Raw genomic sequence first — 23,635 nt, 5'->3', positions numbered from 1 at the left:
CGGTGAAGGCACGCTTCTGCCCCTGCTGCGGCTGTGCCGCGCTGAGGAGGTTCGACCGCATGATCGGACAGGGAAACGGAACCAGACGACGACCCCGTAAACGAATCGGCGCACTCGTGTTGGCTTCGGCCATGGTCGCGGCGCTGCCCCTGGGCGCCGCGACCGCGCCGGTCGCGGCCCAGGGAAACCCCGGGACCGGCCAGCCCGGCGTCGAGATACTTGAGCCGACCACCGAACAACCGGCGGCCGGCGTACCCGGTGAGCCGGTCGAAGTGGTGTTCACCTCGACTCGGGCCTGGCCGTACGTCGTGGACTATCGGGAGACGTCGTCGGACGGAGAATGGACGGAGTTCGCCGACGGCAGCGGCCGGGACGCCGCGGTCAGCGGCGAGAACACCATTGAGGTTGTCCTTCCCGAGTCCGCGGAGGCCGGGGACCACGATCTCCGGCTGCGCCTGTTCACTCCGGGATCCGACCCGGATCGGCATCGCCCACGCGCGGAAGACGTCGTGCCAGCCGCCCTGGTGGTGTCCGACGACACGCCGGGCGCCCACGTCACGGACTTCTCCGGCGATGTGGTGGGGGAGGCTCCGGCGGACTGGTCGCAGCAATGGCGGGACAGCGACTGGACCGTGCTGGACGACCCGTCGCGGCTGCGGCACGAGGTGGACGACGCCGGCGGCCGACGCGCTTTGACCTGGGACGAACCCGGCGACGACGGCTGGATCGAAGGCGACGTCGAGGTGAGCGCCGTTGTCCAGATGCCGGATGGCTTCACCGCGACCCGGTTCCAGCTACCCATTCACGTGTCAGGTGAAGCCGGGGCGGAGAGCGCGTACTACCTGGACGGCCGGGCCGGCAGCGTGCGACTCAACCGGTACGTGGACGGAGCCTTCACGATGCTCAGTGAGGTGGATCTTTCCCACACCGTCGACTCGGGTGCCTGGTATCGGGTCGTTCTGCAGCGTGACGGCGGCACGTTGCGGGTCAAATTCTGGCCGAACGGGATGGACGAGCCCGACGAGTGGCTGATCACCGCGACCGACGACCGGCTCGACGCGGGACGGGTCGGCGTCGCGCACTTCACCGCCGGATCGGTCAACGACTGGGCCTGGTACTCCGTTGGCACGGGTGGGGAGAGCGCGCCGCGCGCGCCGGCCGATCTGTTCCCGCTGCCCGATCCCGACCCGTTGCTCACCGGATTCGAAGAACGCGGCGGCAGCTTCTGGACTACTGAGGCGGAAGAGCTCGAGTTCCTTCAAGCCGTGGACGCAGCGTCGGAGCGGATGAGCTTCACGCAGGTTGGCGAGTCGGTTGAGGGACGGCCCGTGCATCTGGTGCGGCTGGGTTACCCGGCACCGCCGGCGGACGACGAGATCGCCGCCGGACGCAGCGTCCTGGTCCTGGGCTCGCAACACGGAAATGAACCCGCACCCCGCGAGATGACGCTGCAACTTCTGCGTGAGCTGGCCCTCACCGACGACGATGCCCTGGTCGACCAGTTGGCTGAGACAACGGTGCTGTTCATTCCCACCGCGAACCCCGACGGGCGGGTGGCGAACACCAGGCAGAACGCCGCCGGTATCGACACCAACCGCGACCACCTGCACGTGAACACACCTGAAGGGCAGACCATGGCCCGGGTGCTGCGCGACTTCACGCCGGACATCACCGTCGACGCGCACGAGCGCCCGTCCGGGCGGAACCCGGACATGGAGTTGCTGTGGCCGCGCAACCTGAACGTCTACGAGCCGGTCCGCGAACTGAGCCAGCAGCTGGTGGAGGACTATGTGTGGCCGGACACCGAGGATGCCGGGTATACCGTGGGACTCTACGGCCCGAACCCCGGGGCTCCGGGTGACGAGAACGAGACGATCGCCCGCAACGTGATCGGCCTGCGCCATGGTCTCGGCATGCTGACCGAGACCGGTGGCCAGGACCCGACGGTTTCCCGGGTCGATGCCCAGGTGGCCAGCGTGCACGGAGTCCTGCGGTTCCATCGGGAACGCATCGATGACGTCGCCGAGGCGGTGACGGCGGCGCCGTTGCACAAGGAGGCCGTCGGCGCTGACCAGTCGGAGCCGTTCTTCCTGTTCGGGGCGGACAACGACCCGCCGGCCGACGAGGACGTCCTTGATCCGCCGCCCTGTGGGTACGTCATCGGTGCGGCTCAGGCGCAGCAGATCGAAACACCGGCCGAGCTGTTCGGACTGGTGACCGAGCAGGTCACGGACGACCAGGTGTTCGTGACGATGGCACAGCCGATGATGACCGTGGTGCCGTTGCTCCTCGACCCCGACGCCAGAGCCAATCTGGTCGACGGCACCGCGCTCTACGACCCCGCCGAATGCGCTGACCCAGCATCCGCGCGCTAGGTCACGGCTCCGCCTATCCCATGATCATGAACACTAAATGACCGATATGGTCACTTAGTGTTCATGATCATGGGTGTCGTTTAGACTCTCGCGGGGAGGTCCGCTGTGCGTTTGCTCGTCGTCGAAGACGATGCTCATGTGGCGAGTGCGCTCGTCGCCGTGCTGAACCGGGCCGGGTACGAGACGGTGTGGGTGAAGGACGGGCGCGGGGCCCTCGAGCAGCTCGGTTCCGACACCGACATGGTGCTACTGGACCTCGGGCTGCCCGACATCGACGGTCTCGAGCTGTGCCGGCGGATCCGTCGTCTCTCGGACGCTCCCGTTGTCATGATCACCGCTCGCTCGCAGCTCAACGCCCGGATCCAGGGCCTCGAAGTCGGCGCCGACGACTACCTGGTCAAGCCGTATGACGTACGCGAACTGATCGCCAGGATCGAGGCGATCAATCGCCGGGGGCGGCCGCGGGAACTCCGCCCCGCCGGGGACGATTCCGCGATCCGGGTCGGCGAGGTCCGGATCGACCTCGCGTCTCGTGAGGTGCGTGCTGGGCACACCCACGTCTCCTTGACCAAGAAAGAGTTCGACGTGGTGGCTTTGCTGGCCAGGCACCCTGGGGTGGCGTTGCCCCGGGAGCGGATCCTGCGGGAGGTCTGGCAGACGAACTGGCGCGGTCTCGGCCGCAGCCTCGAGGTGCATGTGGGCTCTATCCGGCGCAAACTCGGCAGCCACGACGTGATCGAGACGGTACGGGGCGTCGGGTACCGGTTGGCGCGCAGGTAGGGACTACGTGCGCGTCCGCCTGATCGTCGTCCTTGTCATTCCGCTGATCGTTCTGTTCGGGGTGCTCGGTGCCGCCTACGGGCGCAGCGTCGCGCTCGCGAGCCAGCAGGAACTGTTCGTGGACCGGCTGGGCGACGCCGGCTACTTCGTGACGAGCGCGCGGCAGGCGCTGCGCACGGACGATCCGACCGTGATCGAAGGCGAGCTGGAACGGTATCGGCAGGTCTACGGCATCAAGGCGATGGTGCTCGACCGGTCCGGCGATATCTGGGCGACCAGCGGGCTGAACATGGTGGGCCTGGACGAGCCCGCGATGCAGAACGTCGACACCGCGCTGTCGGGGCGCCGCGGTGACGCACCGCGAACCGTCCTGCCGTGGCAGTTCGACGATCTCGTACTCGCCGAACCCATCTTCGACGCCGGTGACCTGATCGGTGTGGTCGTCACGTCATCGAACACAAACGCACTGGCCCGGGATGTGATGCGCCAGTGGGCCCTGCTGGCGCTCGGCGGTGTGCTGGCCATCGGCGCCAGCCTGTTCCTGATCGCGCGGCTGGCCAACTGGGTGCTTCGCCCGGTCCGGCGGGTGGACTCGGCGATGAAGGAGATCTGGCACGGGCACATGGAGGCGCGGATATCCGACACCACCGGCCCGCCGGAGCTCCAGCACATGATTGCCGTCTTCAACAGCATGGCCGAGGAGGTCGAACACCTCATCCAGCGACAGCAGGAGTTCGTCTCCAACGCCTCCCATGAGCTGCGGAACCCGCTCAACGCGCTGCTGCTCCGGATCGAGCATCTGGCCATGGGACTTCCCGACGAGTGGGCCGAGGAGGCCGAGCGGGCCCGCGAAGAAGGCAGACGGATGACGCGGATCATGGACGCGCTGTTGATGCTGGCCAGAGGTCAGAACTCGGAGCCTGACGCGGCGCCGGTGGACGTGGTGGCGCTGGTCACGCGCCGGCTGGAGGCGTGGGAACCGATCTCGCGGCAACGCGACGTGGAGCTGGCGCTGGTCGACGCGGGCCAGGTCCACGGGTTCGTCGACGAGATCGTGATCGAGAGCGCTTTCGACGCGGTGCTGGACAACGCGGTCAAGTTCTCGCCGCCGGGCGCCTCGGTCGATGTGTCGGTGACCAACGGCGGCGACACGGTGGAGATCGCGGTACGCGACCACGGGCCAGGTGTGGCGCCGGAGGATCTCGCGCTGGTGACCGAGCGATTCTGGCGGAGTCCGGCCGGCCAGGACACGCCCGGTTCCGGGCTGGGCCTGGCGATAGCCACCGAGTTCCTGAATTCGTGTGGCGGGACGCTGGCCGTGGCCTCGGGTGACGGCGGCGGACTGCTGGTCACCCTGCGCCTGCCCGCGGACGGGACGGCGTCGTGACTGGCCGCCGGAGCGGAGTCATCAGCGGCCTCGGGCTCGTCGTGCTGCTGGTCGTCGTCGCTTGCACCGGTGGCGGCGATCAGGCTCCCGGCAGCGAGCGGCACGTGATCGCCGGAGGTGGTACTACCGGTGTCTACTACAACTACGGCCGGTACCTGGCCGCGTCGATGTCGGAAGAACTCGATCTCACCGTGGTGGTGGCGGAGAGCAATGGCTCGGTCGAGAATCTTGAGCAGGTGGCCGCGGGGGAGGCGCTGCTCGGCTTCACCCAGGGTGACACCGCGGTCGACGCGGTGGGTGGTCACCCGCCGTTCGACGAACCGCTGCCGATCAGGGCGGTAGCGCGGGTGTACGACGAGTTCGTGCACGTCGTCGTTCCCGAAGACTCAGCCATCGAAGAGCTCGCTGACCTGCGGGGGCGCCGTGTCTCCCTGGGGGCGTCCGGCTCCGGGACAGAGATCATCTCCCAGCGCATCCTCCGGGCGGCCGACCTGGATCTCAGTGAGCTGGAGAACGCGTCGCTCGGGATCGACGGATCGATCGAGGCCCTGCTGGCAGGTGAGGTGGACGCCTTCATCTGGGTGGGTGGGCTGCCGACGCCGGGGCTGTCCTCGCTGGAATCGCAGATGTCGATCCGGCTGCTTCCGGTCGAGGAACAGGTGGATGAGATCAACGCCGATCACGGCGGCGTCTATCGGCACGCCGTCGTCCCCAAGGGGATGTACGGCATCCGCGAGAGTGTGCCGGCCATGGCTGTGCCGAACTATCTCGTGGTCTCCTCCGAGACCCCCGACGAGCTCGTGTACGAGACGTTGGGAGTGCTGTTCGACGAGCGGCTGAGCATCGCCCGGCACGTTCCGGCGGCCGGTCTGCTCGACCGGCGGCGGGCGATCTTCACCGAGCCGGTGGAACTGCACGAGGCTGCGGCGCAGTACTACCGCGACACCAAGCACTGACCGCGCTACTCAGCCGACTTCGATACCGCCAGGTTGGATTGCCGCGCCTGAAGCCCGCGAAACTCCATCTCTCGGTATTGAAGTGGCGATGCGGTGCCGCCTCGGCGCTTCGGAATGCTCAAGAGCTCCTCAAGAGGCATTCCGTGCCGGGCAGGTCGTTGATTGGATCGCAGGTGCCCGGCTCCTGCCGGGTGTACCCCCTTTCTCGAGCCGGAATACCGGCGCAACGTCTCATTCGCCGAAGGAGGTCGCTACCTAGCACCGCACCGAAACGAGCCGAGAGGAGCAGGGATGAGCGACGACACGAACGAACGACGGTTCCAGCTGGGGCGGCGGCGGTTCCTGAGCTTGCCGGTGGCCGGCGTGGCCACGGCCACCCTTGGGAGCCAGGCGCAGGCCTCCGGCGAGGCTGAGCAGCGTGGCTCCGGACAGGGTGGCTCCGGACGGGGCGGCTCCGGATTCGACATCATCGTGCGTTCCGGCACCGTGATCGACGGTTCCGGTACCGAGGGCTTCGTCGCCGACGTCGGCATCACCGGCGGATACATCGCCGCTGTCGGTGATCTGTCCGGCGCGTCTGCCGACCACGAGATCGACGCCACCGGCCGGGTCGTCTGTCCCGGCTTCATCGACGTGCACTCTCACGGGTCGCTGGCCGCGCTGCCGGTGGCCGAAAGCTCGCTCACCCAAGGGGTCACCACCGAGATCCTGCATCCCGACGGCGGCGGGATCGTCCGCATCGCCGAGCGGTTGTCCATCGGGGAACAAGGCCTCGGCATCAACATCGGGGTGTATATCGGCTTCAACGCGGTGTGGAGCAACGTGGTCGGCAACGAAGACCGGCGGGCCACCGAAGACGAGATCGAGATGATGCGCCAGCGGGTCCGCAGCGGTCTGGAGAACGGCGCCTGGGGCGTTTCAGCGGGTTTGTACTACACCCCGGCGTACTTCGCCCAGACCGACCAGGTCATCGAGATCAGCGAAGCGGCGCGGCATTGGCGCACCAACTTCCCGAACCACATCCGCAGCGAGAACGACGAGGTCATCGACGCCACCGAGGAGACCGTCGTCATCGGCGAAGGCGCCGGCATCGCACCGGTCATCACCCACATGAAGGTGATGGGGCCCGGGAACTGGGGGAAATCGGAGCAGACGGTCGGGCTGCTCGAGGAAGCCAACGCGCGCGGTACCTACGCCGCCGCCGACGTCTACCCGTACCTGCGCAGCCAGACCGGCATCAACGCGACGATTCCGCAGTGGATCCGCGACGGCGGGGAAGCAGCCATGTTCGAGCGGTTCGACGATCCCGGCCTGCGCCCGCGGATCGAGCAGGAGATCGAGGACCTGCTCCACAGCCGGGTGCCGGGGCCCGAGGACGTGTGGATCCGTTCGCTGGGCCAGACTCTCGCTCAGGTAGCGGCTGACCGCTGGGACGACTCACCGGTCAGTGCGGGCGAGGCGGTGATGCGGGTCCGGCAGGAGGAGGGCAACGAATCCTGCATCTGGACGTTCGGAAACGACGAGGACTTCGCCCGCATTCTGCTCAATCCGACGACGGCTATCGCCTCCGACGGCGGCACGACCACGTCGGCCACCACGCACTCACGTGCTTACGGCACGTTTCCACGCGTGCTGGGGTATTACGTGCGTGAGCAGGGTCTGCTCAGCCTCGAAGAAGCGATCTTCAAGATGACCTACCTGCCGGCCACGATGATCGGCATGGTGGACCGCGGCCTGCTGGCACCCGGGATGGCCGCCGACGTGACCGTGTTCGACCCGGACACGGTGATTGACCGCTCTACCTTCGAACAGCCGCGACAGTTCTCCGAAGGCATCGAGCACGTGATCGTCAACGGCACTGTCGCGCTCACCGCCGGCACGCAGACCAACGCCCGGGCCGGGCGTGCCCTGCGCCGGAGCGCTTCGATGATCACCCGGCCGGCCACCCGCTCCGGTGCCGGACGCGTCGCGGTGAACGGCCGGCTGGTTCCCGCCGATCAGCACCAGCCCGACGGCGAGGTGTTCTCCACCGACTTCATCGGCGACACCATCGGCGAGGCGCCCTCCGGGTGGACCGAACAGTGGCGCACCGGTGACTGGACCGTCGTGGACGGCCCGCGTCGTCTGCGCATGGGGTCGGCGCTGAGCAGGCGGGCACTCACCTGGGACGTCGTGGGAGATGTCGACGGTGACGTGGAACTCTACGGCCGGGTACGAGGTAATGGCCACGAGACGCTGTTTCACCTGGGGGCGCTCGTGTCCGGCGACGCGGGGGACGAGAACACGTACTTCCTACGCGCACGGCTCGAATCGGCCAGCGGTACCCCGAACCAGCTGCAGATCGGCCGCTACCAGGGTGGGGATTACTTCACCCAGGACAGCAAGGCCATGGTGTTCCCGGTCCAGGAAGACACCTGGTATCGCGTGCTCTTCCGGCGTGAAGGGCATTGGCTCAGGGGCAAGATGTGGCCCGACGGAGACACCGAGCCGGCTGGCTGGCAGGTCGAGGTGTCGGCGTACGACATCGATCAGTTGAATGGCGGCCGAGGAGCGGTCGGGCCGTCACATTGCTGTTCCGGCGCGGTGACCGAGTGGTCGTTCATCAGTGCCGGCACCGGCGGTGAACGAGCGCCGCGGATGCCGGGAGACCCGCCGCCGGTGCCGGAGGAGTGGAGCGCGGTCCAGGTGTCGTTCAACGCGCGCGAGCGCGCGGGGGAGACCGTCGGCCAGCTCCTGGTCAACGATCACGACCAGGACGTCACCTTCCGTAGCGCGTCGCTCGGGAAACTGCAGACGGCGCCGGGCTGGGCGAGCGTTACCGGTCGCGGCGTCGTCTCGGGTGAGGACCGGGAACGGGCCTTCCTGCTGATTCTCGACGAGCAGAATCCGCTCGCCGACGGACGCACCACGGTCACCGTCGACATCGACGGATTCGAGCGCCGGACCGGAGTGCTCGACAGTGGAACGAGCCGGGTGGAGGGCGCCTGAGCTCCGTGCCGCCAGCTTGGAGCCCCGATCACGACCACCACGAACGCCGTCACCACGACGGCCGTCACCACAGAGACATACCCAGAGACAACCCACATCCCAAGACGTCCCGATCCCAAGATGACCCCCACGAAAGGGAACCTGATGAGAATCACACATGGCGCCAAGGTGCTGGCGCTGACCGGCGTCCTCGCGCTCGGCCTGGCCGCATGCGGGGGCGACGACTCCGGCAACGGCGACGGAGGTGACGACGGTGGTGCGGACACCTCCACACAGGACGACGGCGGTGACGCCGACGACGGTGACGATGACGATGGCGCGCCTGACGACGGCGACTTCACCAACAGCCTCACCTTCGGCACCGGCGGCACGGCAGGCGTGTACTTCCCGCTCGGCACCGAGTACGCCAACCTGTTCGAGGCACACATCGACGACGTGTCCGTCAACGCGATCGAGACCGGCGCGTCGGTGGACAACCTGGGCCGGATCTTCCAGGGCGAGATGCAGATCGGCCTGACACAGAACAACACCGCGATCGAGGCGGTCAACGGCGATGGGGAGTTCGAAGGCCTGCCGCTGGACAACATCGGGTGGCTCGGCCAGCTCTATCCGGAAGCCGCTCAGGTGATCACGCTCGAGTCCGGCGGCTACGACTCGATCGAGGATCTGGCCGGTCAGCGCATCTCCGTCGGTCCTCCAGGTAGCGGTACGCGTGCGGTGGCACAGGCCATCCTGAGCGCCCACGGCATCGAGGACGGCGACTACGAGGCTTTCGAGGAGAGCTTCGGCGACGCCCGTTCGCGGCTGCAGGACGGCAACCTCGACGCGTCGATCGAGATTCTCGGCGTGCCTGCCGGGTCGCTGGACGAGCTGGCGGCGACACACGACGTCAAGCTGCTCTCGATGGATGAAGCCGTTGCCGACGCGATTGCGGCCGACAGCGACTTCGAGCCGTACACGATCGAGGGTGGCACCTACTCGTTCATCGACGACGACGTCACCACCGTGTCGGTCTTCGCGGGAGTCGCGGCATCAACGACGCAGGTCAGCCCGGAGCTGGGTTACGAGATCACCCGGGTGATCTACGAGCACGCCGGGGACATCTCGCTGGCCCAGGGTGATCTGATCAACCTGGAGGACGCGCTGCTCGGCCAGGGAAGCCTGCAGCTGCACCCGGGTGCGCAGCAGTACTTCGAGGAACAAGGCCTCTTGTAAGAGCCGGCGGAATCGATAAGGGGCGATGGTGAGCGAACAAGCCACGACCGCGGAGACGACGGCGGACCCGCATGCCGTTGACGAGCAGACGCGGGAAGTGCTGCGTCAACATGACACGGCCAGCCGGTATCGCACCGATCTGGGCCCGTGGAAATGGGTGGTCGGTCCGCTGGCCATCGCCCTGACCCTGTTCCAGCTCTACACCGCGCTGTACGGCGCCCGGCCGACTTTGGTGCAGGGCGCCATCCACGTCGGAGCCGCGATGGGTCTGGTGTTCCTGCTGTATCCCGCCCACCCCAACCTGGGGCACCGCCGTGGCATTCAGTGGTATGACGCCATCCTGGCCGCTGCGGCGCTCGCGGCGAACCTCTACATCGTCGTGAACTACACCCGGCTGACCGGCACCGAGGTGCGAATACTCGGGTTCACCGACACCGACCACATCGTGGCGGTGGTGGGGATTCTGCTCATCCTGGAGGGAACCCGGCGTTGTGTCGGATTGCCGATCGTGGTGATCGCCTCGGCGGCCATCCTGTTCGGCATCTTCGGTAAGCATATGCCGGTCTTCTCACACGGCGGATACAGCTGGGACGCCTACGCGACCGAGACGTTCTTCACGAGCCGGTCGGTGTTCGGCACGCCGATCCAGGTGTCGTCGACTTTCATCTTCCTGTTCCTGCTGTTCGGCGTGCTGCTGGTCAAGACCAACATCGGCGCGTTCTTCAACGACCTGGCCTACCGGGCCACCGGACGTTACTCCGGAGGCCCGGCAAAGGCGGCCGTCGTCGCCAGCGGCGCGCAGGGGATGGTCTCGGGTAGCTCGGTGGCGAACACGGTGGCGTCGGGCTCGTTCACGATCCCGATGATGAAACGTGCGGGGTTCAAGCCGTCGTTCGCCGCCGCCACCGAGGCGTCGGCGTCCACCGGTGGGCAGTTGATGCCGCCGGTCATGGGTGCCGCGGCGTTCATCATGGCCGAGTACACCGGTGTCCCGTACAACGAGATCATCGTGCTGGCGCTCGTGCCGGCCCTGCTGTACTTCACCGGGCTGTTCATGGGCATCCATTTCGAGGCGAAGCGGCAGGGCATCGTCGGCGTAGACAAGAGTGAGCTGCCGTCGTTGCGCAGCCTGGCCGTCCGAGTCGATCTGTTGCTGCCACTCGTCGTCATCGTCGGGTTGCTGCTGAGCGGGCGCACTCCGGCCAACGCCGCGCTCTTCGGCATCGCCACCGCGTTCGCGCTGAGTTTCCTGCGTCCGTCCACCCGGCTCTCGCCATTGGGTATCGTGCGGCTGCTGGAGGCGGGCGCCCGGGTCGCGTTGCCAGTGATCGCGGCCTGCGCCACCGCGGGCATCGTCGCGGGAACCGTCACCGCGACGGGTCTGGGTGGCAAGCTGGCCGGTGGCATCCTGGATCTGGCGTTCGGCCACTTCCCGCTGGTGCTGATCTTCACCATGCTGGCCTGCCTGATCCTGGGCATGGGGCTGCCGACCACCGCGAACTACGTGGTGACCGCCACCATCGCGGCGCCGATCCTGCTCAGCGAGTTCGACGTGCCGATCATCGCCGCGCACCTCTTCGTGTTCTACTTCGGTATCCTCGCCGACATCACCCCGCCGGTCTGCCTGGCCGCCTACGCCGGTTCGGGGATCGCCGGCGCGAATCCGCTGAAGTCCGGCGTTACCGCCTTGCGGATCGCGATCGTCGGATTCATCATCCCGTTCATCTTCGTACTGGAACCGGCCCTGCTGTTGCAGGACACGAATGTCGGTGAGGTTCTGCCGGTGGTGGTCACGGCGTTGCTCGGGATGCTGGCGGTCAGTTCCGGCCTGACCGGCTACCTGCTGCGCTCGGCGAGTCGACTGGAACGCATACTCCTCGTGGCCGCTGGTATCGCCCTGGTGGTGCCGGAGTGGACCGCGGCGATTCCAGCCCTGGTGGTTCTGCTCGGTATCGCGTTGGTGCAGCACCGGACCAAGAACCCGCGCGTATAGGGCAGACTCCCTCCTAGCGCGCGCCTGGTCCGGTTGAATATGTGCTGATAAATCCGGCGTGTCGTGGCGTGGCGCTGATGATCAAGTCCTAAGCTGCGGGCAGCGGTCAAATGTCTTCGGGGGGTAGGAGACTCATGAAACTCTCCATGCCGCTCCTGGGCGTGCTAGTCGTGATCGTCATCGCCTTGAGCGCGGCCAACAGTCGCTCCGCGGACGAGTCCGGCGCGGGCACCGAAGCGTCCGCGCGTCATTTCAGCACGCTGCCCGAGGCTGTCCGAGCTACCAGCGGTCCACTGGAGTTCGGCGGTGCGTCGGTGCCGGCGCTGCGGGGCGGGAACTCCGTGGCGCTGACGTTCGACGACGGCCCGCACCCGACCTACACACCGCAGGTCCTGGACCTGCTGGCCGAGCACGAGGTTCGCGCCGTCTTCTGCGTGGTGGGCGTGCAGGTTCGCCAGCACCCGGAACTGGTGCGCCGGATCGTCGACGACGGCCACACGTTGTGCAACCACACCGAGAACCACGACTCAGAGCTGGCCAAGCGTTCGCCTGAGAAGATCGACGAGGAGATCGCGGCGACAGCCGGTGCTATCGCCGAGGCCGCCGGTGACGCGCCGGTCCGCTTCTTCCGCCAGCCTGCCCGCTACGTAGCGCCCGAGGTCGCACCGATCGCGGAGGAGCACGGACTCACCTTGCTGGACTGGACCGTCGACTCGCAGGACTGGAAGCGGCCCGGGGCGTCGGAAATCGTCGCCCGGGTCGCCGACGGTCTTCAGCCCGGTGCGGTGGTGCTGCTGCACGACGGCGGCGGTGACCGGTCGCAGACGGTCACCGCGCTGGACGAGATCCTGGTGCTGATCGAGGAGTCGGGCTACCGGGCAACCGTGCCCGTATCTTCATAGGCCGGTTCGCTCACAACTCGGCGACCTCGCGACTGCCGGATCGCCGCCTGCTGTTCAGTCGGGTGGGGCGGGATGGATCATGTCTCGTCGGGGGAGAGCCGGAAGCGCTCCGGCTGCGGCGGAGCCGGCAGGCGAGCCAGCTTGATGGCTTCGTCGGCGTCGGTGGCGTGTTGGACCAGGGCACGTCCGGTGTCGCTGATGAAACCCTCGGCCTCGGCGTGATCGAGCATCGACATCAGCGGCGTGAAGAAGCCGGATTGATCGAGCAGGATGATGGGCTTGTTGTGCAGGCCGAGTTGGGCCCACGTGACCACTTCGAACAGTTCCTCGAATGTTCCGTAACCTCCGGCGAGGACGACGAACGCATCGGACAGCTGGTTCATCAGCGCCTTGCGTTCGTGCATCGAGCCCACGACGTGTAGTTCGGTCAGGTCCTGGCGGGCGAGTTCCCGGTCTACCAGGCCCTGCGGGATGACCCCGATCACCTCGCCGCCGGCCGCGATGGCCGCACCCGACACCGTCCCCATGGTGCCCACCCTCGCGCCTCCGTAGACCAGGCCGAGCCCTTCGGTGGCCAGCTGGGTGCCCAGCTTCGCGGCCATGGTGCCGTACTCTGCCCGGTTGCCCGGGCTGGAGCCGCAGAAGACACAGACCCGGCGGATTTCGGTGGTGGGAGCGTTCAGCTCTTCGTTGTTCACAAGAGGGCAGTTTACGAGCGGATACGTCCCGGGCGGGGCTCAGCGGGCGCGCAACCCGGTGCGCTTGGCGTATCGTCGGTGCGGCACCGGACACGATGGGGGAAGGAATGATGACGCGGATCGCGTTGGCCACATGTTCGGAGTTCGCCGAACTGACCGATGACGACAAGTTCTTGTACGAGCCGTTGCGGCGCCGTGGCATCGACGCGGTACCGGTGGTGTGGGACGATCCACACTCGAACTGGGCCGCCTTCGATCTCGTGGTGATCCGATCGACGTGGGACTATGCGAAGCAGCGGGATGAGTTCCTGAGCTGGGCGAAAACGGTGCCCAATTTGCTGAACCCGGTGGAGATCATCCGCTGGAACACCGACAAGCGGTACCTGCGTGAGCTCGAGTCGGCGGGTGCGCCGGTGGTATCGACCCAATGGATCGAGCCGGGAGAGCCGATCCGGCTGCCCGGCGGCGAGCTCTCCGGCGACGACGTCGCCGAGATAGCACCGGAGTACGTGATCAAGCCGTCGGTGAGTGCCGGGTCGCTCGACACCGGCCGATACTCGATCGCTGATCTATCGCACGAAGCCTTGGCCCGCGATCACGTCACGCGGTTGCTGGACCGCGGCGCCACGGTGATGATCCAGCCGTATCTGTCGGCTGTGGACGCCTTCGGCGAGACCGCCATGCTCTACTTCCGCGGCGAATTCAGCCACGCCATTCGCAAGGGGCCGATGCTCGACGGCCCAGATCGAGGGGTGGAAGGTTTGTTCCGTTCCGAACGCATCACACCGCGCACCCCGTCTGACGACGAGCACAAGGTCGCCGAGCAGGTCCTGGCCACCATCCCCGGCGCCGACGAGCTGCTCTACGCCCGGGTGGATCTCATACCGGGCGCTGACGGATCCCCGATCCTCCTCGAGCTCGAACTGACCGAGCCCAGCTTGTTCCTGGACCAGGACGGCGGCGCGGCCGAGCGTTTCGCCGAAGCCATCGCCGATTGGCTCCGGCCGTCGCTTGGCGGCACCACCTCGTAGGGGGCACGCGCACGCGATCGCCGCGCTCGGGATTCCGGCCCGAGCTGTTGTGCTGATGCCCGAAGAGCGATGAGATCGAGCGACTCGTGGCCAAAATGTGCGGACAAACACGGCCCCGGGCGGCGACAATGGCACTAGCGACCTCCGAAGGCCGCAGCGGAGCTTGGCCAGTCTCTTCACTGTCGAAGGGCCGTCATGGGACCACTGACAACGGCACAGCTGAAGCGGGAGGCCGGACGGCTAAGAGTCGCCTGGCCGGGTCGGCGCGGCTCGGCGGCCGGCGACGACGAAGCCGAGGCAGCGCAACCCTCGGAAGAGATCGCCGTGCCGTTGCAACGGCTGCTGTCGGTGGCTACGCTCACACCTGCCCAGGCCGCGTTGCTGGCGCGTGACCTCGTCGGGTGGCTGGACGCCTACCATCGCCTGGACGTCAACGGAGTGGTGGTGGACACCCGTGCCGTGCGCCTCATGGGCACCGGGCAGGTGCGTTTCGATCCGGAACGGGTCAACACCTCCGCACAGAGCACGGCTGAGTCCGCGGCGGCCGTGGTGGAACAGCTCGTCGCCAGTGCGCAGCAGGCGGGGCCCAGGCGGCAACCCGCTGTCGCCCGCTTGGCGCGGCTGGGAGAACACCACAGCGACGTCACTGAACTGGCTCACCACGTCGAGGAGGTGAGCACTGAGCTGCTCGACGGCGGCGGCCCGGGGCGGGTGCGCCAGGTGCGCCGGGGGTTGGGGGCGCTGGCGGTGGCCAGTCGTGGCCTGGACTCGGCCGCGGCGGAACAGGACCATCCGATCCGCACCGTCCAGCCGGCGGCGCCTACCGTCGCCAACCGCCGTCTCGGACCACCAACCCGCCGGTTGCCCAGGCGGGTCATGTACCACCGCCGGCGCCGCGGCCATAAATGGAAGGTGTTCCTGATCGGCCTCGCGATCGTGATGCTGGTGGCGCTGGGATGGTGGGCCGCGCCGCGTCTCTGGGACGAGCTGCGCGACGGCTGGGACGAGCTCTTCGGTTCATCGGACCCTCCACCGGTCCAGATCGATCCCGTCTCGCCACCTCCGGAGGCCGACGACGACGACGAAGATGAAGCCACCAGCAACGGCGACAACGGCACGGACGGCCCGGCCGACGTCGAGCCCCCGGAACCGGACTCCGCGGGTGCGGTCAACGCGGTGCGTGTCGAGGCCACCGACGGCGAGTGTGCCGCGGGGGAGTCGTGCGCGGTGCGGGTCGAGGTCGAGCTGGAGCCGGCCGCCTCGGCCCGAGCGGTCACGTGGAGCTTCGAAGTGGTGGACCGTTGCGATGACGACTCCAGCACCCAGTCCGGGGTGACGGTGACGGCCCAGGCCGGGTGGACCGAAGTGTGGGGCCTTTCCCAGATCGAGATTCCCGAAGGATCGGCGCTGGCGGTGATGGCTGTGACCGAGACGCCTGATCGCGCGTCGTCGTCGCCCATGCTGATCCCTGAGGGCAACGGCACGTGTTGAGGTTTCCGTCATGCCTACGCTGGAGAGCGGCAAGTGGGGCCACTCCATGCGCCCAGCCAGCCCAAACGAGGCTTCCGGCCGGCAGCTCAGCGCATCACGCGTGCGCACCGTCGACCTGGCGGTGCTCGGCGCCGTCCTGGTGCTCGCTGGGCTCGGCACTCTCAACCTGATCACCATCGGAGCCGAGTCGCTCGCGCTCAGGCACGTGGCGGTCATCGGCGTGGGTATCAGCATGCTGCTGATCATGGCCCGCTGGGGAGCTTCCCGGCTGCCGTTGATCGGCTGGGCCATGTACATCGCGTCGCTCGCGGGTCTGCTGGTGGTTCTGGCCGGTGACGTGGGATCTCGGGGAGCACGCCGGTGGCTCGATCTCGGCGTGGTGACGGTGCAGCCGTCCGAACTGGCGAAGATCGGTGTGGTCATCGTCCTGGCAACCCTGCTGGGGCCCGGGTACACCCGGCGCCGTTTCATCGTCGCGCTGGGGCTGGCCGGCGTGCCGATCGGGTTGATCATGCTGCAGCCGGATCTGTCGACCGGGCTCGTGCTGGCGGCGATGACGGCGTTCGTGGTGATCCTGGCCCGGGTTCCGCTGCTGCCGCTGATCCCGCTCTTCGGTGCTGCCCTGGCAGCGCTGCCGCTCGCAGTGCTGCTGTTGCGGCCCTACCAGCTGGGCCGGATCCAGGCCTTCGTATCCGGCGACCGCGAGGCCTCGGGGTCGGGCTGGGCAATGCTGCAGGCTGAGATCGCGGTGGCGCTGGGGGGAGTCACGGGCACCTCGGGTGAGCCGTTACATGACCTGCGCGTCACCTACATCCCGGAAGCCGAGCACGACCTCGCCTTCGCCAGCCTGGTGCACAGCTGGGGGCTGGCGGCCGGGGTGGCCGTGGCGGTGGCCGTGCTCGTGCTCGTATGGCGGGTTGTGCTGGTGGGGCGGCAATCCCGGATGCCTGAGGCGGCATTGCTGGCCGGAGGGGTGGCGACGTTGCTCGGGGTGCAGACGGTGGTGTCGATCGCTGCCAACCTGGGGCTGCTGCCGCACACCGGACTGCCCATCCCGCTGTTCAGCTACGGAGGCACCGCCGCGCTGGCGACGTTGGTGGCTCTCGGCCTGGTGCTGGCCACCCGGCGCGAGTCCGAGAAGCGCTGGCCGCTGTGGGACGCGCCGGCCGGGCGTCGTCGTCGCCCGCGGTGGGCCCGTACCGCCGCTATGGTGCTCACCGCCAACCTGTTCGCGTTGTCCTACTTCACCTGGCACACCCAGGACGTGCGTAGTGAGGAGCTCCGGGCGGTCAGCGAGGAGCAGATGACGCGCTGTATCAGGCTGCCGGCCGAGCGCGGCCAGATTGTCGCGGCCGACGGCACACCACTGGTGAACAACAGCGACCGCTATGACGTGCGGGTCCTGCCCGGGCTGTTCCCAGATTCAGACTCCGACGAGCTCGGGCGGCTGGCGTCGCTGGTCGATGAGTCGCCCGACGACGTCCAGGCGGTGCTGGACGGCCGTGGCGGCGAACTCGACGTGACCGTGGCGTCGGTGCTGCCAGACGCCGCTGCCGACATCGCCGCCGAGGAGTTCCCAGGTGTGCTCGTGGCACCGTCTGAACGGCGCGAATATCCGCACGGGCGGCTGCTGGGGCCGATGCTTGGTTACGTCGGCGTCGGCACGCCGGAAGACATGGACCGCTGGCCGGATCTCCCGTTGGGCGCTACTGTCGGCCGCGCCGGTCTCGAACAGCAATACGACGACGTTCTGCGCGGCCAGGACGGGCGGCAATGTATCTACGTCGATCCGGTCGGGCGGCCGATGGCGGCAGCGGGGCGCATTGATCCAGAGCCCGGCGACGACGTCGAGCTGCACCTCGACCTCGAGCTTCAGGAACTGGCCGACAGCCTGGTACGAGCGGCGATCGACGACGTGGGCGGTGACGTCGGCGCGGCGGTGGTCATGAACCCCCGGACCGGGGCTGTGCTCGCGCTGGCGGGCGCGCCGGCGTATGACAACAATGCCTATACGCCCCCAATCGACTGGGCAACGCTACGGGCGGAGATCGAGGCCCCTGGAGTCCCGCTGCTGCATCAGGCCGTCCAGCATCCGGCACCCCCGGGATCTACCTTCAAACTGGTCACGGCGGCGGCCAATGCCGAACACGAGATCATCCCACCGAACCGGGTGATCCCCACGGGCGCGTCCTACAACCTGGGCGGGCACTCATTCGCCAACTGGCGGCCGATGCCGCCGCACAACATGATCGACGCGATCGCGTGGTCGAACAACGTGTATTTCTACGATCTGGCCTGGCGCCTCGGGCCGGACCGGCTGATCTCGACGGCCCAGCAACTCGGGGTGGGGCAGCGCACCGGTATCGACCTGCCCGGCGAGAGCCCCGGCATGCTGAGCACCCCGGAATCGGTCGAGCAGGCAGGCGGCACCTGGTACGGCGGAGCCACGGTCATCCTGGGGATCGGGCAGGGGCCGGTCGTTGCCACTCCCATGCAAGCGGCGCGCTGGACCGCCGGGCTCGCCACCGGTGAGATGGTCACCCCGCGCCTGGCTGCCACCTTGGGTGCCGACGGCGAGGTCGAAACCCCGGATCCGGAGCCGCTGTCCTTCGCCGACCAACTCGGCCCGGTCCGCGACGGCATGCGGGCCGCAGTGACCGGTGGCACCGCTGCTCAGCTCGGCGTGCTCCCGGTAGAGGCTGGCGGCAAGACCGGCTCGGCGGAGAACCCGGCTTCACCGCTGGACGGGCCTGACTCCTGGTTCACCGCAGTCGCTCCGCTGGACGACCCCGAAGTTGTGGTGACGGTGTACGTGCGTGGCGGTGGAATGGGCTCGGAGACCTCGGGTCCGGTCGCGCGGCAGCTCCTCGAGCACTACTTCGATTGAATACACAGGGGATAAGTCATCGCGCAGACAGGGAAGGATTCAAGCCGCAATAAGGAAGCTTGTGGTCGCCCCAGCAACAGTGAGCTTCCTCATTGCGCCGGGCGCTAAGATCGTCGGATGCCCTGGCGTACCGTGGTGTTGGCCTCAGTCGCCTTATCGCTCGGGGCAACCACGGCATGTGCCGGCTCGTCCGATGACGAGCCTGAGAGTGACGGGGAAGCGAACGAGACGGTTTTCGTTCCCGAGGGCGAGGAACTCGCGGCAGGTAGCGTGATTGACACCGAGGGACTGGTAGCTGACTGGGAGTTCCAGTTCGATCTGGCCGACGGCACGGATCCCGCTGATGATGGTGTGGTGTTATCCGAGAAGCCGGATCACTTTCGTTTGATCGAGGACACAGCCGGCGATTTACAGCTGATCTGGAGCGAACTGCATTGCAAGGTGCGGCCCACGGTGGTGATCGAGGGTGACGGGGCCACGATCACGTCGTTCACCATCGACGCCGGTCTGATCGTTCTGCCAGATACTGCTCTATCGGCTGGGTGCGATTCGCGCGAAGCGCGACACGCGCTCACATTGACGACGGATGCAGCTGTGTCGGATCACGTAGAGATCGATATGACGACACGCTAGCTTCTCGCCGTCGGCCCCTTACCCGGTGATCGTCAGTGCGTTGTGGTTGTTATCCCGCGACCACAGCGTACTGACGATCACCCGACAGCGACCACAGCGTACTGACGATCACCGAGGATTCGGCGAGCATGTTTGGCCCAACTCCAGGACGTCTGCACGGACGTCTGCAAGGAGGAGTCAGCGGGCGGGAGCGGCTGGATGTGACCACACCGCACTGACGATCACTGCGGGGGTGGGGGAGGGGACGTGCCTACCCGCCGTAGGCGGCCAGGATCTCGGGCTTGTGCAGCGCGATGGTGGCCCCTTCGGCGACGCACGTCAGCGGGCGGTCGGCGAGTTTGACCGGGAAACCGAAGGTGTCCTCGAGCAGTTCGGTGAAGCCGGACATCAGGGCGCCACCGCCGACGGCGAGCACACCGTTGCTCATGATGTCGCTGGCGGCTTGCGCGGGCAGTTCCTCCAGACATCCGGTCAAGGTCTGGATGATCTCGTCAATGGTGGTGTGCAGCGCTTCTTTGACCTCGTCGGTCTCGACCGTCACCAACCTGGCACGGCCGGTGGCGGCGTCGCGGCCTTCGATGATGAGCGGTGGGTCCGCGACGGCGTCGGCGGTTGCCTTGATGTTCTCCGCCGTGAGGTCGCCCACCATCAGGCGATGCTCGGCCCGTAGGTACTGGGCCAGAGCCCGGGTCAGCTCGTCACCTGCGACCCGGCAGGTTCGCGAGGACAGAATCCCGCCGTAGCAGAACCCGGTGATCTCGGAGGTGCCGCCGCCGACGTCCACGACTAGATGCGCACGCGACTCGAGGGGGTCGACGCCGGCACCTAGCGCTCCGGCGACGGGTTCGGGCAGCAGGGCGACCTTGCGCAGGCCCGCCTCATGGGCGGTCTCGAGCAGAGCACGGCACTCGAGCGTGGTGGCCCCGGCCGGGACACCGATGACGGCGCGCCGGCCGCGGCCAGGAAGGGCGCGGCGCTTCACCTTGCGCAGGAGCGCGACGATAAAGGCCCGGGCGGATTCGAGATCGACCACCACGCCGTCCTGCAGCGGCCGGACCATGATGTACCCGGAAGGGGTGCGGCCGGTGAGCTCGCGAGCCTCATGGCCGACCAGGACCGGAACCGTGGGCTCGTCGGTATGGGCCAGCATGACGGAGGGTTCGTCGAACACGATGCCCCGACGTGGTTGACCGACCACCGTGTTCGCGGTGCCGAGATCTATTCCGAAGCCGCCCACGCCGACCTCCAATATCTGTTTCTACTGTACGTCCGGGCGCAGGTACCATCGAGCGGGTTGACCCAAACCGATATCAATTTCTACGCGAGGGAGCACGTCGTGTCCGAACAAATCCGCATTGTCGTCGCCGGAGTCGAGCGACAGGTCGATGCGGGCACGACGGCCGCCGGCCTTTTCGGCGAAGAGCAGGCGGTGATCGCCGCCCGGATCGGTGGCGATCTGGTCGATCTGGCGCGGGTCCTCGCCGATGGCGACAAGATCGAGCCGGTCGTGATCAGTTCCGACGACGGCCGTGCCATTCTGCGCCACTCCACCGCGCATGTGCTGGCGCAAGCGGTCCAGGAGTTGTTCCCGGACGCGAAGCTGGGCATCGGCCCGCCGGTCGAGAACGGGTTCTACTACGACTTCGATGTGTCCGAGCCGTTCACCCCTGAGGATCTGAAGCGGCTCGAGAAGCAGATGCAGCGCATCATCAAGGAGCGCCAGGAGTTCGTCCGGCGCGAGGTCTCCGACGACGACGCCCGGGCCGAGCTGGCGGGGGAGCCGTACAAACTCGAGCTGATCGGGCTCAAGGGCGGCGCCGCCGATGCGGCCGAGGGGGCATCCGCGGAGGTCGGCAGCGGCGAGCTCACCATCTACGACAACGTCCGCCGTGGTGGCGAGGTCGCGTGGAAAGACCTGTGCCGCGGCCCGCACCTGCCGACCACCAGGAACATCCCCGCGTTCAAGCTGATGCGGGTGGCCGGCGCGTACTGGCGCGGCGACGAGAAGAACCCGCAGTTGCAACGGATCTACGGCACCGCCTGGGAGACCAAGGAAGCCCAGCAGGAGTATCTGGACCGGCTGGCCGAGGCCGAGCGCCGCGACCACCGCAAACTCGGCGCCGAGCTGGATCTGTTCAGCTTCCCCGAGGAGATCGGATCCGGGCTGGCTGTCTGGCACCCCAAGGGCGGCGTGGTGCGCCGGGTGATGGAGGAGTATTCCCGGATCCGGCACGAAGATGGCGGCTACGAGTTCGTCTACACCCCACATATCACCAAGGGCGCGCTGTTCGAGAGGTCAGGTCATCTCGACTTCTACAAGGACGACCTCTATCCGCCCGTTCATGTCGACGCCGAGTACGACGCCGAGGGCAACCTGCGCAAGCCCGGGCAGGACTACTACCTCAAGCCCATGAACTGCCCGATGCACACGCTGATCTTCAAGTCGCGGGGGCGCTCGTATCGCGAGCTGCCGCTGCGCTTGTTCGAGTTCGGCATGGTGTATCGCTACGAGCGCTCCGGCGTGGTCCACGGGCTGGCCCGTTCGCGCGGGTTCAGCCAGGACGACTCCCACATCTTCTGCACCCCGGACCAGCTGGCCGGTGAGCTGGCCAGCCTGCTGGACTTCGTGCTCGGCTTGCTACGCGACTACGGGCTCAGTGAGTTCACCGCCGAACTGTCCACCCGCCCGGAGAAGTTCGTCGGCGACATCGCCGACTGGAACCACGCCGAGGCGGCGCTGGAGGAAGCGCTGAAGAAGGCGGGGCTGGCGTATCGCATCAACGAGGGCGACGGCGCCTTCTACGCCCCCAAGATCGATGTCCACGTCACCGATGCCATCGGCCGCAGCTGGCAGCTGTCCACTCTCCAGGTCGACTTGCAGACTCCGGCCCGGTTCGAAGCCGAGTACACTGCGGCCGACGGCTCGCGGCAGCGGCCGTACATGATCCACCGGGCGCTGTTCGGCTCCATCGAGCGGTTCTTCGGCATCCTGCTCGAGCACTACGCCGGTGCGTTCCCGCCATGGCTGGCGCCGGTCCAGGTGGTCGGCATCCCCATCGCGGATCACCACGTGCCTTACCTGGACGACGTCGCGGCCAAACTGCGCGCGCACGGCATCCGGGTCGACATCGACTCCTCGGACGACCGCATGCAGAAGAAGATCCGCAACGCGCAAAAGCAGAAGGTCCCCTACATGCTGATCGCCGGGGACGACGACGCCGCGAAGGGCGCGGTTTCGTTCCGCTACCGCGACGGCAGCCAGAAGAACGGCGTGCCCGTGGACGACGCCGTGGCGGAGATCGTCGACGTAGTCCGGCGGCGGGTCCAGGTCTGAACCTGACGCCGTGCGTCCTGCAGAATGAGCCCCAGGGCGCTCGACATGCAGGACGCACGGTGTTGGAAGGAGCTCGAGGTTGCCAGATCGGCTGGAGCGGCTGTGGACGCCGTACCGGATGGCCTATATCAAGGGTGAGCCGGGCAACGGCCGCGACGGAGATGCTTGCCCGTTGTGTGTCATCCCCACGATGGCCGACGTGGACGGGCTCATCCTGGCGCGTGGCGAGCACGTGTACGCGGTGCTGAATCTGCACCCGTACAACCCAGGTCATCTGATGATCGTGACCAACCGCCACGTCGGCGACTACGAGCTGTTGACCGAGGAAGAAGCCGTCGAGCTCGGCAGCATGACCCGTGACGCCATCGTCGCCGTGAAGGCCGCTTCGTCGCCGCACGGATTCAACGTCGGGCTGAACCTGGGCGGTGTCGCCGGGGGATCGCTGTCGGCTCACCTGCACCAGCACGTCGTCCCCCGGTGGAGCGGGGACGCCAACTTCATGACGGTGCTGGACGACACCAAGGTCATGCCGCAGCTGCTGGCCGACACCCGGGAGCTGCTGGCCGAGCAGTGGCCCAGCCGCCGCTGACTTCTCCCGGAGTACCGCTTTCCCGTCAAACGCCTGCCCGTCGGCACGTGGCGAACGTTTCCAGAAAGTTATCTGCCGCGCGCAACTCGGATATCCTCCGAGCCGTCTGTCTCAGTGATAGGCGGACTGCTTTCTTGTCGTTTCAAGGCCGAGGGGACAGCAATGGGACACCACTATCGGACCACCCTGGCGGGCGCCGGTTCAGCATTCGGCACCGGCAACGCCGCCGAGGCCGCGGATAAGCGCGCCGAAGACCTGTGGTGGCGGAACTCCGCGCTGTTCGCGCCGTCCGGGCCAGGCACGGATACGCCGGCGCCGGACCAGTACGGCGCCGGCGCGGACCCATTGGACGATCACGCAATCCTGGCCTGGTAGC

At 67.4% G+C, this 23,635-nt stretch carries 17 protein-coding genes; 15 read left to right on the top strand and 2 right to left on the bottom strand.

Features of this window, described 5'->3' with window-relative positions; genetic code table 11:
- The first annotated feature begins 59 nt into the window (after window positions 1-59).
- The 8 genes from F7O44_RS03510 (at window position 60) to F7O44_RS03475 (ending at window position 12,596) form a co-directional block, all read left to right on the top strand.
- On the top strand, window positions 60-2,375 hold the full coding sequence (locus tag F7O44_RS03510) for a M14 family metallopeptidase (protein ID WP_162448762.1): 2,316 nt from the start codon (window positions 60-62) through the stop codon (window positions 2,373-2,375).
- A gap of 105 nt (window positions 2,376-2,480) precedes the next feature.
- On the top strand, window positions 2,481-3,155 hold the full coding sequence (locus F7O44_RS03505) for a response regulator (protein ID WP_162448761.1): 675 nt from the start codon (window positions 2,481-2,483) through the stop codon (window positions 3,153-3,155).
- A gap of 7 nt (window positions 3,156-3,162) precedes the next feature.
- Window positions 3,163-4,542 carry an ATP-binding protein gene (locus tag F7O44_RS30020; protein ID WP_162448760.1) on the top strand — a complete coding sequence of 460 codons (1,380 nt, stop codon included), beginning with the start codon at window positions 3,163-3,165 and terminating at the stop codon, window positions 4,540-4,542.
- Window positions 4,539-5,498 carry a TAXI family TRAP transporter solute-binding subunit gene (locus tag F7O44_RS03495; RefSeq protein ID WP_162448759.1) on the top strand — a complete coding sequence of 320 codons (960 nt, stop codon included), beginning with the start codon at window positions 4,539-4,541 and terminating at the stop codon, window positions 5,496-5,498. The genes F7O44_RS30020 and F7O44_RS03495 overlap by 4 nt, the downstream gene beginning before the upstream one ends.
- 291 nt (window positions 5,499-5,789) lie before the next feature.
- Window positions 5,790-8,486, top strand: coding sequence for an N-acyl-D-amino-acid deacylase family protein (locus F7O44_RS03490; RefSeq protein ID WP_162448758.1), 2,697 nt, complete (start codon window positions 5,790-5,792; stop codon window positions 8,484-8,486).
- A gap of 144 nt (window positions 8,487-8,630) precedes the next feature.
- Window positions 8,631-9,701 (top strand): TAXI family TRAP transporter solute-binding subunit, encoded by a 1,071-nt coding sequence (locus F7O44_RS03485; RefSeq protein ID WP_162448757.1) that lies wholly within the window; start codon window positions 8,631-8,633, stop codon window positions 9,699-9,701.
- A gap of 25 nt (window positions 9,702-9,726) precedes the next feature.
- Window positions 9,727-11,694 (top strand): TRAP transporter permease, encoded by a 1,968-nt coding sequence (locus F7O44_RS03480; protein ID WP_162448756.1) that lies wholly within the window; start codon window positions 9,727-9,729, stop codon window positions 11,692-11,694.
- Window positions 11,695-11,828: 134 nt separating this feature from the next.
- Window positions 11,829-12,596 carry a polysaccharide deacetylase family protein gene (locus F7O44_RS03475; protein WP_162448755.1) on the top strand — a complete coding sequence of 256 codons (768 nt, stop codon included), beginning with the start codon at window positions 11,829-11,831 and terminating at the stop codon, window positions 12,594-12,596.
- Between the two features lie 77 nt (window positions 12,597-12,673).
- Here F7O44_RS03475 and F7O44_RS03470 read toward each other — a convergent pair whose 3' ends face one another.
- A complete protein-coding gene (locus F7O44_RS03470) occupies window positions 12,674-13,258 on the bottom strand; it encodes an LOG family protein (RefSeq protein ID WP_162449316.1) in 585 nt (194 codons plus the stop codon).
- A gap of 146 nt (window positions 13,259-13,404) precedes the next feature.
- On the opposite strand from F7O44_RS03470, the gene F7O44_RS03465 reads away from it, so the two are divergent.
- The 4 genes from F7O44_RS03465 to F7O44_RS03450 all read left to right on the top strand — a co-directional run bounded on the left by F7O44_RS03465 (window position 13,405) and on the right by F7O44_RS03450 (window position 19,336).
- Window positions 13,405-14,325: an ATP-grasp domain-containing protein gene (locus F7O44_RS03465; RefSeq protein ID WP_222851005.1), complete on the top strand. Its 921-nt coding sequence runs from the start codon at window positions 13,405-13,407 to the stop codon at window positions 14,323-14,325.
- Between the two features lie 195 nt (window positions 14,326-14,520).
- The gene (locus F7O44_RS03460) at window positions 14,521-15,816 is read left to right on the top strand and encodes a hypothetical protein (RefSeq protein ID WP_162448753.1); all 1,296 of its coding nucleotides are present in this window, start codon (window positions 14,521-14,523) and stop codon (window positions 15,814-15,816) included.
- A 10-nt stretch (window positions 15,817-15,826) separates the two neighbouring features.
- On the top strand, window positions 15,827-18,703 hold the full coding sequence (locus F7O44_RS03455; protein ID WP_222851004.1) for an FtsW/RodA/SpoVE family cell cycle protein: 2,877 nt from the start codon (window positions 15,827-15,829) through the stop codon (window positions 18,701-18,703).
- Window positions 18,704-18,820: 117 nt separating this feature from the next.
- Window positions 18,821-19,336, top strand: coding sequence for a hypothetical protein (locus tag F7O44_RS03450; RefSeq protein ID WP_162448752.1), 516 nt, complete (start codon window positions 18,821-18,823; stop codon window positions 19,334-19,336).
- A 250-nt stretch (window positions 19,337-19,586) separates the two neighbouring features.
- On the opposite strand, the gene mreB is transcribed toward F7O44_RS03450, so the two are convergent.
- Entirely contained in the window at window positions 19,587-20,573 is a 987-nt protein-coding gene (mreB, locus tag F7O44_RS03445) for a rod shape-determining protein MreB (protein WP_162448751.1), read from the bottom strand.
- A gap of 99 nt (window positions 20,574-20,672) precedes the next feature.
- Here mreB and thrS point away from each other — a divergent pair, with 99 nt between their 5' ends.
- The 3 genes from thrS to F7O44_RS03430 all read left to right on the top strand — a co-directional run bounded on the left by thrS (window position 20,673) and on the right by F7O44_RS03430 (window position 23,634).
- Window positions 20,673-22,670, top strand: a complete 1,998-nt coding sequence (gene thrS / locus F7O44_RS03440) for a threonine--tRNA ligase (protein ID WP_343073804.1) — start codon at window positions 20,673-20,675, stop codon at window positions 22,668-22,670.
- 118 nt (window positions 22,671-22,788) lie between these two features.
- Window positions 22,789-23,259 (top strand): HIT domain-containing protein, encoded by a 471-nt coding sequence (locus F7O44_RS03435; protein ID WP_162449314.1) that lies wholly within the window; start codon window positions 22,789-22,791, stop codon window positions 23,257-23,259.
- 162 nt (window positions 23,260-23,421) lie between these two features.
- Entirely contained in the window at window positions 23,422-23,634 is a 213-nt protein-coding gene (locus tag F7O44_RS03430) for a hypothetical protein (protein WP_162448749.1), read from the top strand.
- Window position 23,635: the final 1 nt, after the last annotated feature.

Origin of the sequence: Phytoactinopolyspora mesophila (assembly GCF_010122465.1) — a bacterium.
GTDB lineage: Bacteria > Actinomycetota > Actinomycetes > Jiangellales > Jiangellaceae > Phytoactinopolyspora > Phytoactinopolyspora mesophila.
Note: the sequence above shows the minus strand (reverse complement) of the source record. Positions and strands in the feature narration are given on the sequence as shown.

Excerpts from the sequence above, each read along its gene's own strand:
- F7O44_RS03510 (WP_162448762.1), top strand. The coding sequence starts at position 60 with ATGATCGGACAGGGAAACGGAACCAGACGACGACCCCGTAAACGAATC.
- F7O44_RS03490 (WP_162448758.1), top strand. The coding sequence starts at position 5,790 with ATGAGCGACGACACGAACGAACGACGGTTCCAGCTGGGGCGGCGGCGG.
- F7O44_RS03485 (WP_162448757.1), top strand. The coding sequence starts at position 8,631 with ATGAGAATCACACATGGCGCCAAGGTGCTGGCGCTGACCGGCGTCCTC.
- F7O44_RS03480 (WP_162448756.1), top strand. The coding sequence starts at position 9,727 with ATGGTGAGCGAACAAGCCACGACCGCGGAGACGACGGCGGACCCGCAT.
- F7O44_RS03475 (WP_162448755.1), top strand. The coding sequence starts at position 11,829 with ATGAAACTCTCCATGCCGCTCCTGGGCGTGCTAGTCGTGATCGTCATC.
- F7O44_RS03465 (WP_222851005.1), top strand. The coding sequence starts at position 13,405 with ATGACGCGGATCGCGTTGGCCACATGTTCGGAGTTCGCCGAACTGACC.
- F7O44_RS03460 (WP_162448753.1), top strand. The coding sequence starts at position 14,521 with ATGGGACCACTGACAACGGCACAGCTGAAGCGGGAGGCCGGACGGCTA.
- F7O44_RS03455 (WP_222851004.1), top strand. The coding sequence starts at position 15,827 with ATGCCTACGCTGGAGAGCGGCAAGTGGGGCCACTCCATGCGCCCAGCC.
- F7O44_RS03450 (WP_162448752.1), top strand. The coding sequence starts at position 18,821 with ATGCCCTGGCGTACCGTGGTGTTGGCCTCAGTCGCCTTATCGCTCGGG.
- F7O44_RS03435 (WP_162449314.1), top strand. The coding sequence starts at position 22,789 with ATGGCCTATATCAAGGGTGAGCCGGGCAACGGCCGCGACGGAGATGCT.
- F7O44_RS03430 (WP_162448749.1), top strand. The coding sequence starts at position 23,422 with ATGGGACACCACTATCGGACCACCCTGGCGGGCGCCGGTTCAGCATTC.